This window comes from Methylobacter marinus A45 (genome assembly GCF_000383855.1).
Classification (GTDB): Bacteria; Pseudomonadota; Gammaproteobacteria; order Methylococcales; family Methylomonadaceae; genus Methylobacter; species Methylobacter marinus.
The window spans coordinates 3130550-3151197 of sequence record NZ_KB912877.1 but is presented as its reverse complement, the minus strand read 5'-3'; the positions used below and the strand labels follow the sequence as shown (position 1 = coordinate 3151197).

At 53.6% G+C, this 20648-nt stretch carries 24 protein-coding genes; 12 read left to right on the top strand and 12 right to left on the bottom strand.

The window, feature by feature from the left end:
* Nucleotides 1–28: 28 nt before the first annotated feature.
* The 4 genes from METMA_RS0115100 to METMA_RS0115085 all read right to left on the bottom strand — a co-directional run bounded on the left by METMA_RS0115100 (nt 29) and on the right by METMA_RS0115085 (nt 4396).
* The gene (locus tag METMA_RS0115100) at nt 29–373 is read right to left on the bottom strand and encodes a YceK/YidQ family lipoprotein (RefSeq protein WP_020159939.1); all 345 of its coding nucleotides are present in this window, start codon (nt 371–373) and stop codon (nt 29–31) included.
* Between the two features lie 546 nt (nt 374–919).
* On the bottom strand, nt 920–1969 hold the full coding sequence (locus tag METMA_RS0115095) for a hypothetical protein (RefSeq protein WP_036299220.1): 1050 nt from the start codon (nt 1967–1969) through the stop codon (nt 920–922).
* A 208-nt stretch (nt 1970–2177) separates the two neighbouring features.
* A complete protein-coding gene (locus tag METMA_RS0115090) occupies nt 2178–2840 on the bottom strand; it encodes a helix-turn-helix transcriptional regulator (protein WP_156830510.1) in 663 nt (220 codons plus the stop codon).
* A gap of 197 nt (nt 2841–3037) precedes the next feature.
* Nucleotides 3038–4396 carry an HD-GYP domain-containing protein gene (locus METMA_RS0115085; protein ID WP_020159936.1) on the bottom strand — a complete coding sequence of 453 codons (1359 nt, stop codon included), beginning with the start codon at nt 4394–4396 and terminating at the stop codon, nt 3038–3040.
* A gap of 563 nt (nt 4397–4959) precedes the next feature.
* Here METMA_RS0115085 and METMA_RS0115075 point away from each other — a divergent pair.
* On the top strand, nt 4960–5748 hold the full coding sequence (locus METMA_RS0115075; RefSeq protein WP_040590590.1) for an OBAP family protein: 789 nt from the start codon (nt 4960–4962) through the stop codon (nt 5746–5748).
* Between the two features lie 490 nt (nt 5749–6238).
* Here the strand turns inward: METMA_RS0115075 and METMA_RS24690 are convergent, their stop codons facing one another.
* Entirely contained in the window at nt 6239–6949 is a 711-nt protein-coding gene (locus METMA_RS24690; protein ID WP_232216365.1) for a hypothetical protein, read from the bottom strand.
* Here METMA_RS24690 and METMA_RS0115065 point away from each other — a divergent pair.
* From METMA_RS0115065 to METMA_RS0115040, 6 genes are all read left to right on the top strand, one after another.
* Entirely contained in the window at nt 6933–7220 is a 288-nt protein-coding gene (locus METMA_RS0115065) for a hypothetical protein (protein WP_156830509.1), read from the top strand. The two genes, METMA_RS24690 and METMA_RS0115065, sit on opposite strands and share 17 nt — an antisense overlap.
* A 77-nt stretch (nt 7221–7297) precedes the next feature.
* The gene (locus METMA_RS0115060) at nt 7298–7543 is read left to right on the top strand and encodes an AbrB/MazE/SpoVT family DNA-binding domain-containing protein (protein ID WP_020159931.1); all 246 of its coding nucleotides are present in this window, start codon (nt 7298–7300) and stop codon (nt 7541–7543) included.
* Nucleotides 7528–7953 (top strand): type II toxin-antitoxin system VapC family toxin, encoded by a 426-nt coding sequence (locus METMA_RS0115055; RefSeq protein ID WP_020159930.1) that lies wholly within the window; start codon nt 7528–7530, stop codon nt 7951–7953. Before METMA_RS0115060 ends, METMA_RS0115055 begins: the two co-directional genes overlap by 16 nt.
* Before the next feature lies 1 nt (nt 7954).
* Nucleotides 7955–8182, top strand: a complete 228-nt coding sequence (locus tag METMA_RS0115050; RefSeq protein WP_020159929.1) for a hypothetical protein — start codon at nt 7955–7957, stop codon at nt 8180–8182.
* Complete coding sequence (locus METMA_RS0115045; protein WP_020159928.1) at nt 8172–8870, top strand: adenosylcobinamide amidohydrolase; 699 nt, start codon at nt 8172–8174, stop codon at nt 8868–8870. Before METMA_RS0115050 ends, METMA_RS0115045 begins: the two co-directional genes overlap by 11 nt.
* A gap of 51 nt (nt 8871–8921) precedes the next feature.
* On the top strand, nt 8922–9128 hold the full coding sequence (locus METMA_RS0115040; RefSeq protein WP_020159927.1) for a hypothetical protein: 207 nt from the start codon (nt 8922–8924) through the stop codon (nt 9126–9128).
* Nucleotides 9129–9240: 112 nt separating this feature from the next.
* On the opposite strand, the gene METMA_RS28225 is transcribed toward METMA_RS0115040, so the two are convergent.
* Nucleotides 9241–9459 (bottom strand): VIT1/CCC1 transporter family protein, encoded by a 219-nt coding sequence (locus METMA_RS28225; RefSeq protein WP_408605833.1) that lies wholly within the window; start codon nt 9457–9459, stop codon nt 9241–9243.
* Nucleotides 9460–9599: 140 nt separating this feature from the next.
* Entirely contained in the window at nt 9600–10286 is a 687-nt protein-coding gene (locus METMA_RS0115030; protein ID WP_020159925.1) for a cytochrome b/b6 domain-containing protein, read from the bottom strand.
* 103 nt (nt 10287–10389) lie between these two features.
* Here METMA_RS0115030 and METMA_RS0115025 point away from each other — a divergent pair, with 103 nt between their 5' ends.
* Nucleotides 10390–10920, top strand: a complete 531-nt coding sequence (locus METMA_RS0115025) for a helix-turn-helix transcriptional regulator (RefSeq protein WP_020159924.1) — start codon at nt 10390–10392, stop codon at nt 10918–10920.
* 423 nt (nt 10921–11343) lie between these two features.
* On the opposite strand, the gene METMA_RS26525 is transcribed toward METMA_RS0115025, so the two are convergent.
* Both METMA_RS26525 and METMA_RS0115010 read right to left on the bottom strand, forming a co-directional pair.
* On the bottom strand, nt 11344–11511 hold the full coding sequence (locus METMA_RS26525) for a replication initiation protein (RefSeq protein WP_332248871.1): 168 nt from the start codon (nt 11509–11511) through the stop codon (nt 11344–11346).
* 621 nt (nt 11512–12132) lie between these two features.
* A complete protein-coding gene (locus METMA_RS0115010) occupies nt 12133–12801 on the bottom strand; it encodes a phytanoyl-CoA dioxygenase family protein (protein ID WP_020159921.1) in 669 nt (222 codons plus the stop codon).
* Nucleotides 12802–13155: 354 nt separating this feature from the next.
* Here METMA_RS0115010 and METMA_RS24680 point away from each other — a divergent pair, with 354 nt between their 5' ends.
* Nucleotides 13156–13728 carry a hypothetical protein gene (locus METMA_RS24680; protein WP_156830508.1) on the top strand — a complete coding sequence of 191 codons (573 nt, stop codon included), beginning with the start codon at nt 13156–13158 and terminating at the stop codon, nt 13726–13728.
* A gap of 86 nt (nt 13729–13814) precedes the next feature.
* Here the strand turns inward: METMA_RS24680 and METMA_RS0114995 are convergent, their stop codons facing one another.
* Nucleotides 13815–15275, bottom strand: coding sequence for a sigma-54-dependent transcriptional regulator (locus METMA_RS0114995; RefSeq protein WP_020159918.1), 1461 nt, complete (start codon nt 15273–15275; stop codon nt 13815–13817).
* Between the two features lie 179 nt (nt 15276–15454).
* Between METMA_RS0114995 and METMA_RS0114990 the strand changes: the two genes are divergently transcribed.
* Complete coding sequence (locus METMA_RS0114990; RefSeq protein WP_020159917.1) at nt 15455–16114, top strand: PspA/IM30 family protein; 660 nt, start codon at nt 15455–15457, stop codon at nt 16112–16114.
* 13 nt (nt 16115–16127) lie between these two features.
* The gene (locus tag METMA_RS0114985; RefSeq protein ID WP_020159916.1) at nt 16128–17447 is read left to right on the top strand and encodes a hypothetical protein; all 1320 of its coding nucleotides are present in this window, start codon (nt 16128–16130) and stop codon (nt 17445–17447) included.
* 71 nt (nt 17448–17518) lie between these two features.
* Here the strand turns inward: METMA_RS0114985 and METMA_RS0114980 are convergent, their stop codons facing one another.
* Nucleotides 17519–18601, bottom strand: coding sequence for a hypothetical protein (locus tag METMA_RS0114980; protein WP_027147364.1), 1083 nt, complete (start codon nt 18599–18601; stop codon nt 17519–17521).
* 383 nt (nt 18602–18984) lie between these two features.
* Here METMA_RS0114980 and METMA_RS0114975 point away from each other — a divergent pair, with 383 nt between their 5' ends.
* Nucleotides 18985–19749 (top strand): hypothetical protein, encoded by a 765-nt coding sequence (locus METMA_RS0114975; protein ID WP_020159913.1) that lies wholly within the window; start codon nt 18985–18987, stop codon nt 19747–19749.
* Between the two features lie 125 nt (nt 19750–19874).
* Here METMA_RS0114975 and METMA_RS0114970 read toward each other — a convergent pair whose 3' ends face one another.
* Nucleotides 19875–20531 carry a DUF4184 family protein gene (locus tag METMA_RS0114970; protein WP_232216364.1) on the bottom strand — a complete coding sequence of 219 codons (657 nt, stop codon included), beginning with the start codon at nt 20529–20531 and terminating at the stop codon, nt 19875–19877.
* Nucleotides 20532–20648: the final 117 nt, after the last annotated feature.

Sequence of the window (20648 nt, the reverse complement as noted above, 5' to 3'; positions counted from 1 at the left end):
TTGTGCCCCAGAGCATGTGGCGCATGCCCTATTCGGCGTCCAGGTCCTCAGGCTGGTCCGGCGGTTCGTCCGCCTCCTCGAATGCCTCGGGATTGTAGATGCGGTACACATCATAGGGCGCCACAAGCGTATCTAAGACGATCGAGAAAGGCAGATCGACGATCAGCATGGATGCTATCAATCCCTGAATCCATCCCGGCTCCGACCGCTTCCCGGTGAAGATTTCGCCCGTTTCTTTCAGGTCCTGCTGAACGCCGGGATAGGCTGTCCATTCCTGGCCGGAGATTTCATCCCTCGCGCGTATGCTTGAGCAACCGGATAAGAAAATGCTCAGGACTACCGCCACAACCCATCTTCCAACATTGGATTTCATCGCTTTTTTCCTTTCAACCAATCGAGGTGATACCCTTGCGGACCAGCCAAACTTACAGCGTAAGTCGACCGGAATCAGGCCATCCGGAACATAGGACTCAGTCAATTTAATCATGACGGGTAAATTGTAGGTGCGAATTCATTTATGCCCTTCAGGGGATTCGCACTCTATGAATACTCTGCAAATTTTACTCGTCAGAACAAGGCTGACTAATTACTATCCCGAGGCGCGACCAGCGGCTGTCCTGAACCAGGGCACGATTATCTGTTTTATGAGACCGGTCAGTCACGGTGTCAGTTCGATGCGATCCATTAAAAATTGAGCGATGTCATGGTGAATGTGAAATTTCAGGCCGGGAGTTCCATCTGATAAAGCCCGGCAGGGGCGGCTTCGAAAAGCTGGGTTTGCCAACCCGGCGCTATTCATGCCGAACACCAAAGCACTTCCAAAAGAAAACCCTCGCCTGGAAAAATCCGGACGGGGGTCGATTGGGTGCGCTCCGTTTAGGGCGGATTGCTAACGCGAATCCGCCTTACGGGTTAAAGGTTACTGCCCGGAACTTGAGAATGACATGGACGTTGAGGATGTAGTCGGGTTTGCGGGCGTTTCAGGTACCGGACAGTCGACCTGGTGCTCGACATCCACATGCACGCCATAAAAATTGTTGGCGTTCACAGTAATGCTGCCTGTCTGCCCTTCGGCGATCGTCTTCCATTGGAACAGGCCGGGGGCTGGATTGCCGCTCGGTGCGGTCGCGTAATCCTGAACCTTGATATTATTATCGTATACGGAGCCGTATTCATTCTCACCTGCGGGATTAAGCGCGAATCGCCAGCCTTCATTGAGGGTGATCGTAATGGTGACATGATCGCCTGCAGGCGCGGAGAACTGAACGGTGCCCGCCTCCATGGTCTGGCCGGCAAATAACGTGACTGTTTTAGCAACGCCTTCATACGACGTGTAAGTCGCCCAGTTGCCTCGGGGTGTATATCTGGTCCCTTCAGCCCAGGCGGTTTCATCTTCAAAACATTCCGTCTCCTGGCCAACCGGGTTCCAGCAGAAGGTCAGATTGCTCAGCCCGGCCGGATTCCCGCTGGCATTCAACGGGGACGTTAGGCCGGAATCACTGTTCTTTTGCGGGTTATACACGTAGACATTGGCATCGTTGCTTCCCTTTACAATCGCCGCGCCAACGCCATCCGGATTCGCGGTAAAGGCAACCGAAGTGCCATCGGTAACAGTCACATCGATCGCGTTGTTATTGCAGCCCGGATTTCCGCTGACGTCAGTGAAGGTAGCATCGAACGTGTCACTTGTCTCACTATAGTTAGCTCTGGCGCTACTACAACTGTAGTAATTGACGTTGCCAAAAAAAGCGTCGCCTACACCCTCGCAAGTCCGGTTACCTCCGTTGTTTAACTCTCCTGCCCTGTCTGGAAAAATAATGTATGGCGTAATGCCTCCGTCGGATATCCTGGCACTTGCAGTACCAGTACCTTCTTGCGGTTCAGCAGCCATAGCTCCGCTGCCGAGCCCCAGCGCCAAAATGGATGTCATGGCTGTCATAGCCAGTCTGGTGTGTTTTACCTCTTTCATCTTTCCTCCAAAAGCCTTGGTTTGGAACAATCCCTGTCAATTCAATTACTCAAAGGCCGCGGCAAGCGGGACGAAGAGACAGGCACGACACTCAAACCCTTCATATCCCGCCCCCACGGGCCAGCCGTCTGATTATCAATAAGCGAGCGCAGTTTATCGGCTGACGCTAACGCCGCGCATCCTTCAAATGGAGGAGAAATTCATCGGTCTATGCCCGCATGAACAAATAAATCAGCCGCAACAGATCGGATTGCCCACGCGTGGCGGTTTTGGCGAACACGCTGCTCAGCTGGCTGCGCGCGGTGCTGATCGCGACGCGCCAATGGGCGCAGTAATCGTTGAGCGTCAAACCATCCGACAGCGCGCGGCAGATCCGGGCTTCGGCATGCGTCAGATTGAATTGCCCGGTGAAAAAATGCCATTGCCTGGCATGATAATGATTCGGGTCCCGCAGCGTGACCCTATACCGGGCCACAGGCATATTCGGCCGTGAGGACTCGGGCAGGCGAAAGCAGGTCAGCAGCAGCCTGTCCCGGTCCTGCTCGCCAGACAGCAGCAGGATAAGCGGTCCCGGTTCGGTCTCTTCCCCGTTTACGAAAGCCGCGAAGCGGGCAGCATTATGCGAAGGCGGCAGGCTGAATTTCGGCTGCAACATGAACGGTATGCTGGAACGCCTGATAATTTGATCCGCTTGCGAGGTGACATACATGACCCGCCTTCCATTATCCAGCAACAGCACGGCATCATCCGCGCGCTCCAGGCACGAATGGCAATGCGCGGTTGAAAAGGTCTTGTACAAATCGTTAGCGGCTCGGTCCGCAATCCGGCGCGGCAACTCACGGCGTTCGGCTTTGAACGTGGAAATAGTCACTCCAAAGTCTCCTATAGTGCTATGGGTACTGCCATTTCCCGCTATGGAAATGCCCTGTTTCTTGCACAGTCCGAAGAGTACCAGAAAGCAAAGATGCAGAATGTCGGTGGCAGCGGATATTAAAACAAAAGCCGACAGCCGATCAGAAAACATGATGATCAATTGATTGCTATCAACCCGCCTCTCACGAATAATGCCTAGGCATCCCTGACGCCGGCTCCGATGGCGGTAGCCAGAAAATACCGGGCGATGCGGCGCCTTAGCATCGCCTCCAGCCGGTACGCATCAAGACCGCTCACTTCCTGATAAAGACCGGGCGCGATAGTCGCGAAAACCTGCACCAACCGCGGATCGAAGTGACTGCCGCTGGCCCGTTCGAGCTTGGCGATGGCATCGAGCACCGGCCACGGTTCCTTGTAGGCGCGTTTGGTAGTCAGGGCATCGAACACATCCGCGATGGCGAATATCCGCGCATTCAGGGGGATTGCCTCGCCTCGGAGTCCTTGCGGATAACCGCTGCCGTCGTATCGCTCATGGTGAAATTCAACCACATCCCTCGCCCCCTCCAGCCAGCTTGATTTGCTTAGAATCTCCACGCCCAGCGGCACGTGGGTTTTCATGATCTCGAACTCTTCCGGCGTCAGTTTGCCGGGTTTGAGCAGGATGGGGTCGCGGATGCCGATCTTGCCGACATCGTGCAGCAACGCGCCTGTGATCAGGTCGTGAATTTGTTCTCGGGAGAGCCCGATCGCCTCACCCAGTCGCAACGCATACAACGTTACCCGGTAGTTATGGCTGTTGGTAGCGGAGTCGCGCTCGGCAACGGCACAACCGAGCACGCTTATCAGCTCCAGGTTGCCCTTTAGCAGATCGCCGGACAGTTTGATCAGCCCCCGGTTGAGTGTCAGCACAATCGGATACATCAGTAGCGTCGTAAAGGTGATGCCGAGGGTGACAAACACCAATCTGCGGCCCAGATCTTCCATGATCGAATCCCGGGTCTCGCGGTCGACCTGATAAACCCCCTCGAAATAACCGGCCAGCGAATCCCGTGCATCACGCAAAGGCACCAGGATGACCAGCAGCAATTCACCACGGATGTAATGAAACTCGTGGGAAAATTCACCCACCTTTGGAAAGCGGTGGCGATAGCGATTGATGTCCTGTTCGGCAAGCTCATGTCCCGGCCTGATGATTTCCAGCCTGAGCTGTTTATTGCGGTCATACAGCTCGACAACCAGAAAATGCTGATTGACCAGTTGCCGCGCCAGATCCATCAACTGTTGGTAAGCCGCAGAGTCGAGCCGATCCAGATTGTGCGCGGACTCACCGTTGAATATCGCCGATTCCCTGAGCGCGAGTTCGTGGACGGACTGCTTGATACGTTCGAGTTCCAGCCACAGGAACAGACCGCCGATCACCAGGCTGAGCGACAGCCATCCGAGAAACAGCCGAACCAGGATTTTCCGATGGATGAACCGGCTTGTGGCCAGCACGGCTTCCGAGTCGGCCATGGCTTGATTGCCCTTGCTCACTCTGATTTTCGAATCGCTCATACCGCCGTCCTGCCCGCCGAATGCCGGATGTTTTATACCGCCGGTGCCAGACTGCGCCGCTTCGCGGAACGGGCATCCGCCATTATCGTTACTATTGGCCAGGTTTCAGTCATCATTGCCTACCTCTTACCGCCTTACATAAGGCCGGATTGAAATTGTCGGGAAGCGGGCACTGGCGGCAGGGAAATGCCCGTCCGCTCTAGCCGCATAGTCCCGATTTAACGAATTTTTTGCCGGCATCCGATAGACATCAAGCTTCATTGTACGCAGTGTTGCTGCCGGCGCCAGCAGGTTTTTTGCGTAAAATCAGCTCGGCATCCGGCCGAGGCGCCTTCTTTGCGAGGCGGAACTTGCATGAACGAAGCCTATCCAACGGCTCAAACAGCTAAAAGCCGCTGATAATAGAATCCAACCAGCCGCAACGCTGGGCAAGGGCCGGAAATGCTCGCCTCAACCGGTTACGAGACCGTTAATTTCTGTCCTTGCCGTATCCGCCAGTCAGACGGCCGTTCAGCCCAGCCCGGACTGACGGCCAATTGCGCACACAGGAAGAGGAGAAATCGATGATACCAAAGCTTCATTCCGCTTCTCGCATGACCCTTACCCTCATCACCGCCAGCCTGCTGGGAGCCTGTAGTTCGTCGGCCAACCCGCCCCTGGCTCCGCTCGGCGAGGAAAAAAAGACCAAAACCGAAGTACTCGAGGCGGGGGCCGCGATGTTACAGACCGACTCGCCTTTAGAGCCCATGAACATCTATCTGGATGGTTTCCATGCCTCCAAGGAAGATCCGGTGCATCAAATGGAGGCTCATCATTTCTGCCGCCAGGTTAATCAGGATTTCGCCCAGTGCGTCCTGTTCGACGGCAATACCCGGCAGGCAAACCTGATCGGCATTGAATATATTATTTCAGAAGCGCTGTTCGAGTCCCTGCCCGAAAAAGAGAAAAAGTACTGGCACCCGCATAATTACGAGATCCTGTCCGGGCAACTCGTAGCGCCCGGCATTCCCGGCGCGGCCGAAACGGAGCTGATGGAAGGCAAAATGAACAGTTACGGCAAGACCTGGCATGTCTGGAACTCTGCCCCGTTTGGCGCAACCGGCGACCGGATGCCGCTGGGCGAACCGACACTGGAATGGTCGTTCAACCGGGACGGCGAGGATATGCCCGGCCTGGTCGACCAGCGGGATCAAAGGATGGGGATCAGCACCAGCGAGAAACGCCGTCAGCGTGCTGAATTGAAAGCACTGGCCAAGCCGCAGTCCGGCGTCGATGCGCTGAAAGGCAAATTTCCACGGCCTACGCGCGACCTTCCCGGTGTCGTGGATAAAAAGGCCGCGAGTCTGAAATAGCCTCATCTCACTATTCAAATGCTATACGCAATAGTAAGGAGCAATCACCCTTACCTGAAAGCAACGACTGTTGTGAAAATTGAGTTTTGTTATTAATGCCCATACTTCGAGAAAGCGTTTCGGGTCGAATTAATTCGACCCTACAGTTTACCGTCGCGCTGGCGATACTTTATTAAACCCGTCGCAATTCAACTGATGCGTAATATCAGTGACTTAATCCGGATGTAAAAAATCGGCTTCAACCTGAGCTATATCGACTGACCGGAGCCGATCCAAACTCGACGGCCGGGCCGAAGCAGCGAACGATAGTTACTGCACTATAGCGGCCTTCTATATCTGGTATTCAGGAAAGGCAAAGTCTGCTTAGTAATGAGCATGGAATAAATCAGAAAATTGTAGGTGCGAATTTATTCGCACTATGCGCACGGCGTGTCAAGGCCAGCACGTCAGCATTGCCTCGGGTCGAATAGCCCTTTGGAGCACAAGTACCCTAAAGGGCACAAGTGAATTCGACCCTACCAATGCCGAAGGCAATGATTTGCGTAACATCAGTGGTATAAATTAGGGGCATATGATTGGTACCGTTTTGGTATTCAATTGACGCCGTTCCGGTATCAGACGGCTGCCGCCCCACGCCTTTAAAGATGAAGTAGCGGAAGGTCAGAAACAGCGCCGCCCCCATTCCGCCGAGAATGTACAGCGTCTTATCGCCGGTGCCCATGCCCCCATAGCGCATCGAGATGATCAGCGCCCCGACGATCATGACCATGGGCGCGAAGTCCAGATACCGGACCCCGATCTCGTGGTGCATTTCCCTAACCTTGCGCTTGTCGATGATGCGCTCCTTGCCCGACTCGTCCAGCATGTCATGGATCGCCTGCGGCACGCCGCCCGATTGCTTGACGACGCGGGAAATGTATAGCTCCGGCGACTCGATCAAAATGCCCTTGGCCTCGATGTACTTCCTGACGATCTCGCGGATCACGTCCGGCGGCAAGGGCTTGACGGGGACCTCCCTCATTTTCCACCACAGCTTGCGCACGCGGACCTTTTTCTCGGAGGCGCAGCCGGCTACCTGCGCATGGTCGAAAATGGCCAGCCAGAAGGCCATTTGCGTCGGCGTCAGCGAAGTCAGGTCATCGACGGCGATCACTGGCTTGCAGTCGCTGCGGGCCAGGGCCGGGATGATGGCCTGGGTCAAGTCGCGCATGCTCATGCGGTTGACGCGGTTCCTGATCGCCTGCCAGTCGATTGCCGCCGGCGGCGTGCCGTGGTATTCCGCCGGCAGATCCAGCTCTTTCGGGCCGGCATACCTGCTTGTAGCGCTGCGTCCTGGCCAGCACGTCCACCTTGGCGGTCAGGGCGTCCTCGTCGTTGAGCTTGCCTCACCCCGCGATTCTTTTCATAAGTATCTTTTTGAAAATACAAAAATCAAGTTTTGTTATAACAAAAATAAAATTATGCAACAATAGGAACGATCGCTTAAAACTTTACTTGACCTACAAAGAAGTATTACTATTCAGGTATTACCAACTAACCGGAGATCGCAATGCGCGTCACCAGCAAGGGCCAAGTCACCATTCCCCAGAATGTCCGGGAAAGCATGGGCATCCAGCCTGCCGAAACCGAGATCGAGTTCCTTCAGGACGAAAACGGGCGCTGGTATATCGCCAAGGTCCAGCCCCGCCGCAAGAAAGCCAGCCGCTTCCGCACCGCCCACCATAAAGCCAAGCCGACCATGAGCACTGACGAAATCATGGCCTTGACGCGGGGCGAGTCATGGCCGTCGTCCTGATCGACAGCTGCGTGGTCACCGACCTGGCCGCCCCGGACAGCGCCTGGTTCGAATGGAGCGCCTCGACACTGGAGCGACTGGACCGGGACAACACGCTGGTCATCAACCCGATCGTCTACGCCGAGAGCTCGGTCGGCTTCGAACGCATCGAAGAGGTGGAGGCCCTGTTCGAGCATCTGGGCTTCGCCATGCGCCCCCTGCCCCGGGAGGCGCTGTTCCTGGCCGGCAAGGCCTTCTTGCAGTACCGCCGGCGCCAGGGCCGGAAAGGCAACGTGCTGCCCGATTTCTTCATCGGCGCCCATGCCGCCGTGGCCGGCTACCGGCTGGTCTCGCGCGACAATGGCCGCTTCAGCACTTACTTCCCGAGCGTGGACCTGATCCTGCCCGAGTCAACCGACGGGCTGAACTGACGTGAGCCTGAAGGAAGCTGAACTACTGTTTCAAGCGGGTGCTCTGGAGGTTCCCGTTATCAAGCAACACGATGCCGGCGAAGGCTGGACCGTCACGCTGGCCGGCAGGCACAAGCTTAACCCCGTACTGGAGACCGCGCGCGGCCAAGTGCGGATATTTAAGCGCCTGGATGCGGCGGTGGGGGTGCTGTTCGAGACTGGCTTCAGCGAGGCCCGGATTGCCCGATAAGAGCATTATTTTTCCGCCGCAGATAGGCTTTGATCAGACAGCGCGTCATGTTCACCTGGCGTTCGGCAGGCCATTCAACGCACTGAGTTGCGCAGTCTTGAATGGCGGCTTCCAGGCCGTGGATCACATCGTCAATCTGAAAGTGCCCAAAGCGGCTTGTACCGATGAAGAGCCGGCGATGACGCTGAACCGCTATTGCCTTCAGCAAGGCTGGCAAGGCACGGCGGCGGGCATGATGACCGCGGCCTCGATGAAATCGCTGCGCATCCGGCAGCGCAGGATGGAAGGCGTCGATGTCATGGCGTTGGTCACTACCGGCCTATCCAACGCCCGACGGGCCGGCGATCCGGCGGAATGGCGAACGCTGCAGCCGGTTTGCCTGGACCACGATACCATCAATATCATACTGATCAGCACCGCCCGGTTTACGCCTTCCGCCATGGTCGAAGCCATCATGATCGCCACCGAAGCCAAGGCCGCGGCCTTGCAAAACGCTGCCATCAAAAGCGCTGTCTCCCATGCCATTGCCACGGGCACCGGTACCGATGCCATAATCATGGCCTGCCCGGAAGCCGGACAGCCTCGCATTGAATTTTGCGGCAAGCACGTACTCATGGGCGAGGTCATCGGTCAATTAGTGATCGAGGCTGTGACGGATTCGATCCGCTGGGAATTGGCAGCCACATGATCTATCCTATTGCCATCAAGCAACCCGGATAATTGTTCAGTAAAAAAGCCCATGTACCGTATAACAACCCTGCTCAGCGAAGTGTTCAACTGCACCGTTCCGGAACTGGAAACCAAAGGCATCCTTGCCAAGTTCAAAGCCTGGCTGAAACGGCATCCGGAATTAAAGGTTTGCCATGATATCCGCCATGGAGAAGAGATAAATGGCGATATTGCCGACAGGTTCTTTGCATATTATGAAAGCCGTAGGGCGAACTGAGCTCTGCTTTTCTAAGTTGACTGGCTTGTATCGACCCTAAGGAGTCATATAACGCAAAATTTCGAGCGTCGGTTTGACGAAACAAAGGCGACTGTCATACCTCTCGTTCAAATCAGCATCCAGTTGCTTGATTGCAAGACTTGACCCCGATCTCTGGTCCTGTCAAGGCATCGTGGGCCATAAGTTGCCCTGCAACCTGCTGAGCAAGTTCCGGTTTGAGTCCCCTGTCGATATAAATGGCCTTTAGTTCATGCACCTCATGATGGTGATTTTCCGCCAGTTCTCGCTCTTCCCGCCTTAGGTCGGCATGGGCGGCAGCGACACCAATCACAAGACTCGATGTTGAGACGATGCCACCGTTGGCGCCCAACACGGCTGCGCGTAACCACCCGATACGATGTGCACGATGTAATTCAGAATGTCTCAAATGAGTTCCTTTCCTTTAGAATTTTAGCATTATGGACAAGGGTATTATTGGTAAGTATTATCGATGTCTTTTTTTCCAGTTAACATGGCTTTAACCAGTTTCTCTTTATCGATGTAACTGGAAGCGACAACACCAAAAATGTGTAAAAACACTAACAATAGCGTCAAATTAGCGAAAATCTCATGTAGCTCTTCCCAATACTCTTCACCTTGCTTATCAGTCTCTTGTTCGTGATCAATAAGCACGGATTCTTCACCTTCATTCTCGTCATCTTCCGCTTTGGCCACGGAAATCAGGCTAGATGCCTGTATTTGTGTCATGGTTTGTTTTTCGGAGATAGCGAAGGGTCCTTTATTGTCTTCCACGGCGTACAATTTCAAACCCGTCAAGGTAGTTGCAGACAAACTGAATAACAATGCGATCACCATGGCACCGCCAGCGGGGTTATGACCAATATAATGCTGCGGCTTTCGCGTTATCATATTTTTCAAGTACCCAATAATCTTAACCGGGGAATAGACAAAATTACTGAAACGCGCGTACTTTCCACCTACAAAACCCCACAGTATTCGAATGAGTAAATAAGCCCCCACGACATAACCTGCCCACACATGTAGGGACATGAAATCATCTTCAGTAAAATAAGCCGTAAAAAATGCAATCACTAAAGTCCAATGCCCAATACGGATCAATGGCTCCCATACCTTTAAGGTTTTGTTATCATTTGTCATAGTATTTCTCCGGATCAGTTATCGGTTACAAATTAAGTGAAGTCTAATATTGCGTTAAACTTGCTTTTTTGGCATCCGTCATCCGACGTATAGGCGGTTATTTATGGCATTTATTAACGATAACAAACAGTTTAGCCAATGGGCTACCGCTCTCAGTTTGTTTGTTTTTGTACTGATTACACTTGATTTTCTTGGTGACTATCGGGATGGCGTTCCTTGGACGCATTTGCTCACTGAAGTGCTAATTCTGATGCTTTCTCTGGCGGGTATTGTTTATTTTGGTCGGCTTTATTATCAATTTGCACAATCCAAAATCAATTTGCTGACCCAGGATTTGGCCTTAGCAAATCAACAGGCTCAACAGTGGCGTGAGGCAAATCGTGAGCTTATCGCGGGCTTGGCTGTACAGATTCAAAAGCAGTTTGATAGCTGGCAACTAACCCCAGCTGAAGCGGAAATCGGCATGCTGATGTTAAAAGGCCTCAGCCATAGTGAAATTGCGCATGTGCGCAACGCAAGCGAGCGTACCGTACGCGACCAGGCCCGTGCGATTTACCGGAAATCCGGGGTGACAGGACGCACTGAGCTATCCGCTTTTTTTCTGGAAGATTTGCTACTGCCACGTCAGAAATAGTAAAAATTAACAGTCAATTCATAGTCTACAAAAACAGGTAATTAATACGGTTGAAGTAATTAAGCTCGATGGAGCGTAAAATGAATAAAATTTGTGTCTTTTAATTTCATGACTTCCTCATCCACTACTTCAAAGTTGTAAGCCATCCATTCTCCCACTTAATGAGTGGCCGCTCTCAAAATATGACCAGTCGTTCATGGGAAACTAGTGAGGGTCGGGTCATGGCATATACCTGACCGTTTACCGCAATTTCTTCTTAACTTCAGCCGATTTCCATTTCCGTTCAAGAACCTGGTCAAATGTCTCGCCGGGTTTGGCAAATTCAGCTACAGACGTTCCCGTCAAACGGGCAACCACAGCAGACCCCGTCTCTCCAGCCCTAGCCTGCCGGTTTATTTCTCCCTCAGTCAATTGTTGTCTTGGCTACCGAAAATACGTTACCGTGCGCCCAACCTTGCGTTGACCATAGGCCACCCATAGATTGGAATGTTTGTTGATTTCCTCAATGGCCGGATCGATCACTCGCTTTTTCAAATCCCCTATCCGGCCATATTTATCATTAACCTGGAATTGATTCTTCAGCCATTGCACTAACAATTCATACAAGCGGATCGAATGGACGCTCTCGAACCTGTCGACGTGCTTCAGCCTGTACTTAGGATTTGGTCGTCAATAATGTCCCTGTTTAAACATAGGATGCGCCTCCTGTCGTCGGCACATCCTATGCAAGATTCCAATTTCAGGAAGTCATTTTTAGCCAGATCCTAACCACAGAGGACACAGACGACCCCATGGACAGGAAATGATCCCGTCATTTCTCTGCATTCACCCCATCCATGGGGATTATGCGGGAGGTAGGTAGAAAACTGCATTGCTCTATTGTTCGCATTGTCCAACATGCCGACCGGGGACCTGAAAATCGTGCGGGTAATTCACGGGCCAGCTACGCCTATCGTCCTGAAAAATGATGCCTGCCGGCAACGCCATCAGACCAATAATTTCAATACCGCACTTCTCCAAATATTGATGCGATCGGGCGCCGACCTGTTTATCCGCAGCAGGCCTTGACCTTGCCGCCGATTTACCCATTTACCCGTTGAACGGCTACGCCTTGTTGATGCCCAATTGAACAGGATTCTTCGCCGTACCGAGAATTATTTCATAGACATGCAGGATTTTGTGCAGCCCGCTTGATTGCAGGATTAGAAGCCATTATGCCGACCATGTTATGCCTTCCGGCAATTTATAACTTGAGTATTCGAAGTGCAATATCCTTCGCGGTATCGAAACAACAGCTTTACTCGACGCATGCAATATGTGTGGCCGCATGATTACCGCGCCACCTGCAGCCACCTCGCAATATATCGCTTGCTCCTGACGTACTTTCTCCTGAATTTTATCGTTGCTGAGAATCCCTTGAGTGTGCGAGCCGGGAATGATTTTAAGACATCCGTTTGATACGGTTGCATCGTCCAGATGAATACGCAAGGTGACCATTTGCTGTAGCACATCAATAGGCGGCTGAACATGCCATGCGCCGGATTTCATTGACCATGGCCCCCAGCCATCAGCCTCGAAACGGTCGGACACGGCAACAGTTCTATCCTGGTGCCAGGTAACAAACCAGTTGTGATCCGGAGATTTATCAAAGTAGATAGCTCTTACCATCTCGGGCCGGCCAGACAAATATTGCCCGGCAACAGACAACAGATCAGCGGATTTTGCCAATGACGCCACCTGTGGAACCCGCTGCTCGATTCTGCGAATCCCGCCACGCAGCGGCTCGAGCTTTTGCTGGATCAGCGCGGCGAGAAGTGTTTGCACAATAGCCGGCGCAACCAGATTCTCGCGTACTTCAAAGCCTGATTCATCAAATTTCATATATTTTCCCGACCTTAATTATTGGTCTTTTTTACTGCAGTCATGCCTGCAGAGCTTGAGTTTCACGGAATCCCGGGCTAAGCAATTTCGACATGCCGGGTTTATCAATCCTGATTGCCGCGCTATTATACCCAACAGACTATAAGTTATTTTTGAAGGAATATTGATCAGTTCAAGGGCGCCGGATGGTTGCGAATGAATCGTTCTTCAATCGCTGAAAGTCCTGAAAACGTTAACGAAGCGAGGATTTTCAGCCCCGAAGGCATGGATTGCCGCATAACGTTTACCACTTGATTGGGCTCGCATTCCCCCAACAAGCTTGCGCGGCCCCAATCAATAAAGTTTCTGCTGTATATGAAAAAATTGCCAAAAGCCGTCATCATCCTATCTGCGTCAATTGCATTGATTCTGGCAACTTATGCCGTCCTCGCGCAGGTTGATGTCCCTATTGTCACAACCAAGGAAAATGGCAATAAAGTTGTTACCGGAGTCACTATCATCAAGGGCCCGGTAAGCAATACGCTCCCATTGACCGGCGCCTGGATTGAATCGAAAACTGAAAATTCATCACGTAAATTGAATGTTTACAAAGATGGAACGGTATTGATGGATGCGCAACAAAACCAATATCTGGGTTCAATCAAACATTCACTGAGTACGGGAAATAGCTCACTAAGGGTCGGTGTTTGCAGCGAATACAGTGAATTCTCCGGATCTCTCAACCATTCTCGCTCGGGCCTTAGTTCATATGGCCTGGGTGTAGGCCATGGCCAATATTCGGGTTCCGTTACCCACTCGCCGAAAACCGGAAACAGTTCACTCAAGGTGGGTGTTGGCAGCCAATACGGTAAATTCTCCGGCTCTGTTAACCGCTCTCCAGGCAGCGGAGATCATTCTTACGGTATTGGCTGGAAAACGACCTGGTAGTCATGCTGGATGGGTTGAAGCCTTGCTGAAACCCGGCACAGGCAATTCCGAAATGCCGGATTGATCGACCTCGCCTGCCGCGCTGTTCAACCAACAACATATTTCCTGGCCGTACGCCGGTCGAGCCGGGTAATTCTCGCGACGGCTTCGTAGCTGCCGTGCTTTTCATACAGAAACCGGCAATAGTGCCGCAGCAGTTCCTGAGCGCTGGGTTCGGCGCCGCTTTCGGGCAGGCCGAATGCCTGGCCTTCCGCTAATTGATTCTTTTCCGCCATGCTGTAACTGCCGGTCAGGCAGATGCGCCGGATGCACTGCTCCAGTTCCCTGACATTGCCGGGCCAGGCATACTGTTCCGGCACCATGGCGCGGATCCGTGTTTCCATGCGCGCGACCAGTTGGCGGTCGGGATTGTCGATGACCCGCTTCAGCAAGCCGGCGATCAGCGGCGTCAGCTCCGCCGGATTTTCCCGCAAGCGCTGCTGAAGGCCGGGCACGACGATCACGTCCGAACACAGGCGGTAATACAGATCGTCCCTGAACTGCCCTTCCCGGCGCAGGTGCTCGATGTCGCGATTAGTGGCGCTGATCACGCGCCCGGAAAAGCGCAGTTTCTCATGGCTGCCGACCGGACTGAAGGCGCGGTCCTGTATGACATTCAGCAGCTTGACCTGGGTCGGGATATCGATATCGCCGATCTCATCGATAAACACCGCCCCGTTGGCGCTGCAGCGCGCGAACACGCCCGGATGGTTTTCAATGGCGCCGGTAAACGCGCCCTTCTTGTGGCCGAACAGCTCCGATTCCAGCAGCGAGGCCGGAAACTGCGCCAGATTGATCGCCTGGAACGAGCGGGTGAAACTTTCCTGGAAACGCCGCCGTTTGAGGTCGAAAGGAATAAACCCGGAACAGCCGATGGCGCGGGCGACCAGGCTTTTGCCGCTGCCGGTCGCGCCCAGCAGCAGCGTGGAAAATTCCTCCATGCGGCCCAGCAGATAGTCCAGATACCAGTGCGGATTGAAGGTGAAGATGTTGTTCCACAGACGCATGCGCAGTTCGACGATGGACGGACAGTCGCCCGAGACCGACGAATTGATGAAATAAAAACCGCGCTGCAGCTGATAAAACAGCGCAATGTACTTCGCGCAGGCCACATCGCCGAAGCCGGCTCGCTGAAAACAACCGATCAGCTCAGCGGCAAACGGCAGTTCCAACGGCTCGTCGCCCGCCCGCTCCTGATCGACGATGAACTGGTTGAAGCGGTCCTGGAATTCATGGAACTGATAAAACAGCCAGGCATATTCCATGATTTCCCTGACCTTGCCCTGATAGACGGTGATGCGGAAATCGGACAACGGCTGCAGCTGTTGCAGGCGTTCGCGCAGCAGCGGCTGAATTTCTTCAGCGCGTTGGGACAGATCCAGTCCGCCCGGCGCACGGTTCAAAAGCCGCCAATCCGCCAGTTCCCTCTCCCGGCTGAACGGATTGACGAAGGCCAGGTCGGCGATTTGCCTGAAGAAATCGCGTTGTTCCGGTAACAGTTTTTTCATGAGTTTCCGCCTGCTGATTTTTTGAGCAATTTTAGTACAGTTTGCATGCAATGAATGTACATTTCTAGCTAATGGTAAGCAACGAATCCAGCTATCTTTTTGATTTCACGGAAAAACAATAACTGGCCCGGCTTTTGCCATAGTGATACTGAATCTACACTTAACAGAGGATGATCACCATGAACAGTTTTAAACGCCTGTTTGTCTGCATTAAAAGCCAGATCGACCATGTCGCCGATGAATTCGAAAACCATGAAGCCGTGGCCGGTGCCGCGATTGAGGATTTGCGGGCGCTGGCCAGCAAAACCCGGCTGCATCTGCATCGGGTCGGCAAAATGACGGAACACTATCAAAAACAGCTTCTGGTACAGCAGGAACAGGCCCGGCTGTGGTCGGAACGCGCCATTAAGGTCAGGCAGGACGATGAGCAAAAAGCCTTGCAATGCGTCAAGCGACTGCGTGATACGCAACGGCAGATCGCCGCGTTGGAACAGCAATATCAGGACAGTTCGGCGCAAGAAACGAAAATCCGCGATGACCTGAATGCGATTCAGGAACAGTTGCAGATACTGAAAAACAAAAAGGAAATCCTCTCCGCCCGGCAGAACCGGACCAGCGTCCAGGAAACATTGCTGAACAGACGGGGCACGCCGCTGCAGGAGGCGCGGAGCATCTTCGAGCGCTGGGAAGATTCCGTCGTCAGCGCCGAGTTCGATGCGCCGGACCGGATCGAAACCGACCGCTTTGCCAGCGCCTTCGAGCAGGAGGAGGACGAACTGGCCCTGAAAATGATACTGGATGAACTGACCGGACAAGACCGGTCCGCAGACAAACCATAGCCGGGAGACGACCATGCCTACCCATGACTACAGCGAATTCGATCTCCAGACGTCCGCGCAACCGGACGAAAAACCGGCCGCCGCCAGCCTGACGGCGAAAATCACCGCCTACCTGCGCTGGACCGGCGCCATCCTGATTGTGCTGTCGGCCATCAGTTTCATGCTGCAGAGCCATGAGGACCTACTGCCGGCCTACCGCTATTGGATCGGTCTGGGACTGACCTTGCTGCTGTGCGCGGGCGGCCTGGTTTGCGCCAGGCTGTTCAAGGAAACCAAGGGCGCCCGGATATTTTTCGGGCTGGGCACGGCGTTCCTGCCGGTTCAGGTTTCCCAGGTCAGCGCCATGATTTACGCCTATTGGCACGGCCAGGCGGCGCTACAGCCGCAATACCGCTGGCTGCAGTTCACCGACGTCAGTCCGGCGGTGATCGCGCTGGACTCCATCATTACCGCCGGGTTGCTGGTGCTGGTGAGTTACGCCGGCTACGCCATTCTGGCGCGCAGACAGCTTAAGACGTTGCTCTGGGCATCGGTGGCTGGCAATCTCCTGCTGATGCTGCCGATCCGCGATGCCGGCCTGACGGCGCTCATGATTGCCGGCCTGTTCGTGTTCCTGCGGCGAACTGAACAGCGCCTGCACCGCGACAGCCGCATGCGCCTGCCGGAAGGACTGGCGGCCAGAGCGCTGGTCAGCCTGCCGTTATGGATCATCATCGGCCGCAGCCTGCTGCATCCCGACTCTTACCTGCTGGCGATCGCGATCTCGGCCATTGTCCTGGTATTCTGTATTTATGACATCAGGCGCTACACGCAATCAGCTTATATCGTTTATGTCTGCCAGTGGCTGGGAACTGTTGCCGCCATCGCCATCTGGCTGATCGTGCTTGACCGGTTCGGGGCGCTTTCCGGCAACCGGCTCAGCGCCCTGCTGCCTGTGGCGGCGATTCTGTTCGTCTTGTCCGGCCGGGTCGAGTTTCATGCCCGGCTGTACCGCTTCGCCAGCTCCGTCATGGCGGTTCTTCTGGCTTACGGCGCCCTGCTGGATCACCAGGCGCTGGCGTCTGTTGCCGCCGTCGCCGCCGGCATCTTTCTGACCGTCGCGGGCATCAGGCATCGCGAAAAAGTGCCGTTTGTCAGCGGCAATCTCTGCGTGGGCGGCGGCATGCTGTTCTATGCGCAGTACGCGGTCGACCTGTACGCGACAGCGCCGTGGATCAGCTCGATCGCTCTGGGCCTGCTGGTGATCCTGCTGGCATCCTATATTGAAAACAGGGAGAAACAGATCATGGCCAAATCCCGTTACTATTTCAACGAGTTGAAAGGCTGGGATTGAGCCGTGGTCACCGGCAAAGCAGCACCAAACCGGCGCGGCCTTGCCGGTTTGGCGGGCTTAGGAACGGGGATTTAATTCGACATTTTCGTCGCGGGGTCGACGATGCATAAATAGTATTGTGGACGATGAGTCTCAAGCATGATGAGCCGATTTACAATATCCTCGGCGCTACTCTGCCCTATCGGGCCGGCGGTGGCGCGGCCAGTGGCGGCGCTGACCAGATGCACATAGCTCATGTGCGGTCCATTGGCCAGATCTGAGTTGATCAAAAACTCGGTTTCATAGGGATCAGGTTCTTTGTCCGGGGCCGCACTGCCCGGATTGCAGGTGCCAAAAAAAATCAGGCCGTCTGTCGCAGCCAGCGAACTCAAGGATTTTATGAAATGAAAGAATCTTTCCTGCGATACTTCGGTAGACGCCTTCAGCTCGAACAGGGGTTCCCGGCAAATGAGTTCGCAGAGATTGAGCCGGGCTTCGCGCTGATTCTCCGCCACCGCTGCCAATTGATCGGGCGAGCAGTAGAGCGCATAGCAGGACCGGTCCAGCGGCTGTATCTGTTTTTCCAATCCTTTTAACAGACGCTGAATATCGTTCGATTTCATCGGTGCGAACTCCGGCCAGCGTGACACCATGAAGTCGCTGAATTCGCGGTTTTTTTCGGTATTGTAAGTAACGGACACCACCTTCTTAAGTCCCGGCTGCGCCTCGGAAAACTTAATGAAACGGCCTTCGTCCCCCGCTATCTTAAAGTCTTGCCAGTACATGGCGCTTTTGAGCACCGGGCCGTCAAAACCGCCGTGACCGATAAAGACCACCCGGTCGAAAGGAGGCGACTGCCGTGCCATTTGCTCGGCCTGCCGGTAATAATCGCTCCAACTCCAGATATCATGCAGTTGCGTAACGGCCGCGTTAAACCGGTTGCGATAAAAGGCTTTCACAATCCGGGCGGACTGCTCGGACCATCTTGGATTCTCATTCGCGCGCGGGTCCCTGCTCAGCAAAGGCACAAGCAGCACTCGCCTCGGCGGCTGGCGCACGTTCAAGCTTTTCGATCCGTTATAAAAGGATCGGCATGACGCTAAATGGTCTTCATCACTATAAGCATTGACAGCACAAATCCATATTAACAATGAAGCCAGTAATCGGGTCCGCATAATTTTATTCCTGAAAAGATTCCGCATCCGAGTCGCGCCGAAAAATTAAACCCATCTCTTATCTGCCGTGGCCGGAAACGCACTGCGTGCCGTTCCCCTCATCCGACGCCAATTTCCACACTTTGACCCGATTAAAAAATAAATTATCGATGAGAACAAGGTCATGTATATTATTGCCAGTCGGGTTTGAGGCTGCACCGGCAAATGCTCGCTGTCGTTTCACAACTTATGGACACCTTAAAAGCAATATGTTGTTCCTCTAATGTTAAAAAATGACTATTTTCTCTGTCTCGCACCCTGCCGCGCAGCGTTGATTCATCCCCTGTGCCTGAGACAAAAATATATCCAAATGAATTTGGATGCCATTCAGTGAGTTTCCATACATGATTACTTCACGTTCGATCGCTTTATTCAGCCTGCTGTTTTCCTCGGTATTGCCGTCCTATGCCAACGCCGTGCCAGACGCCCACATTCATGTCATTGTGGCCCTGGTCGACAATGCTTCTCAAGGCATCGTGCCTGTTCCCGCAAAAATCGGCAATGGCGACGATCCGCGAAACAACCTCTATTGGGGCGCCGCTTATGGCGTGAAAACCTTTTTGAGTAAGTCGGCAGGTTGGCGTAAGTTAGCGTGCGAAGAGGATATCAGCGACACTATTCTGGAACGCTGCCGGTTTTCCTGGAAGGACAAACTCACCATTACCGCCGATGCCTATCGCGGCAAACGGATTGACCAGGCGATGCTCGACTTTATGCAACAAGCCGCCAATCCGCCCAATGAGGCAAAGCGTGAAATGGTGGTGTTCATCGGTCATGATGGCTTGATGGACGCACAAAACGAACCAATCATAGAACACTTTCCAAGGCATGCCGAACACGGTAAACAAGCGGCCGTCCTGTCCTGCATGAGCAATGAGTTTTTCAAAGGGCATTTGCTTGCCGCCGGCTCACAGCCGGTGGTCACCACTTTTAGCTTCATGGCGCCGGAAGCCTATGTATTGGAAGCAATTGCGCGCGGCTTTGCCAACAAGGCAAGTGAGGCGGAGCTGCGCAGCTCCGCCGGCCTTGCTTACGCCAAGTACCAGCATATCTCAGCCAAGGCTGGAAAGGCGGTTTTTGGCGCAAAAAATCCAATAGTCCGCAATTGATGCGCCGTATTGCTCACGAAGAACGCCTTGCAAGTTCAAGCATCGCACCATTGACCGCCAGAGCGGCGAATGAACCTCGCTTTTGTGGTCGATTGCCTGCATTTGGCAATCCTTTATTCAATAACCTATTTGTTCCTCATGCCGGCAGCCAACATTATCATGAGGCCAGATACGCCAAGGAAAACACATAGCAGGTATAACCAGCCCACCGGCATGATGTGGAGAAGGCCGTTCGATGCGCTGAAAGGAGAAAACGGCTGCATATCCGAATGCATGATACTGTCCAGAAAGACATGGGAAAAAGTACCGATGAATGCGCCGGACGCAGCCGCAGGCCAGGTTATTCCCGGAGATACTACAAGCCAGCGGGTATATCTGAACCGGACCATCACGTTCCATGCGCGCAATAACCGTTCCGAAACAGCCTTGCCTATGAACAGCGAAATGATACCGATGAGTAACGCGCCGACATAGGTGTGCGAAAATCCATGCAAGACGCTATCTCCCCGCAGAATCCGCACCAGCGGCTCGACATCCATGGCTACCTGGGCGAAACCGAATACCATCAGGCTGAAATACTTGCCAGTCACCGCCTTTATCGCAGCGCCTGGCCCCATGTGAAACGGTGTGAACGGCATGGTTTTTCTTATGACCTGATCAACGGTTATGTAAGCTAATAAGGATTCGGCTAGAAATAACATCCCGATGTCGTTTTTTATGAGCCCCCGTGGGAGCGATGCCCTCATCGCGACTAAAGACGCCGCAAGTTGCGATGAGGGCATCGCTCCCACAGGTGTCGCTTGGATTTAAAACTGATTGTAGAGTCGCCCTACAGCCCTCCGCAAACCGGGAAATTATTTACGGCCAAATCCTAAGCTGCTGAAGCAATTAAGCCGTAA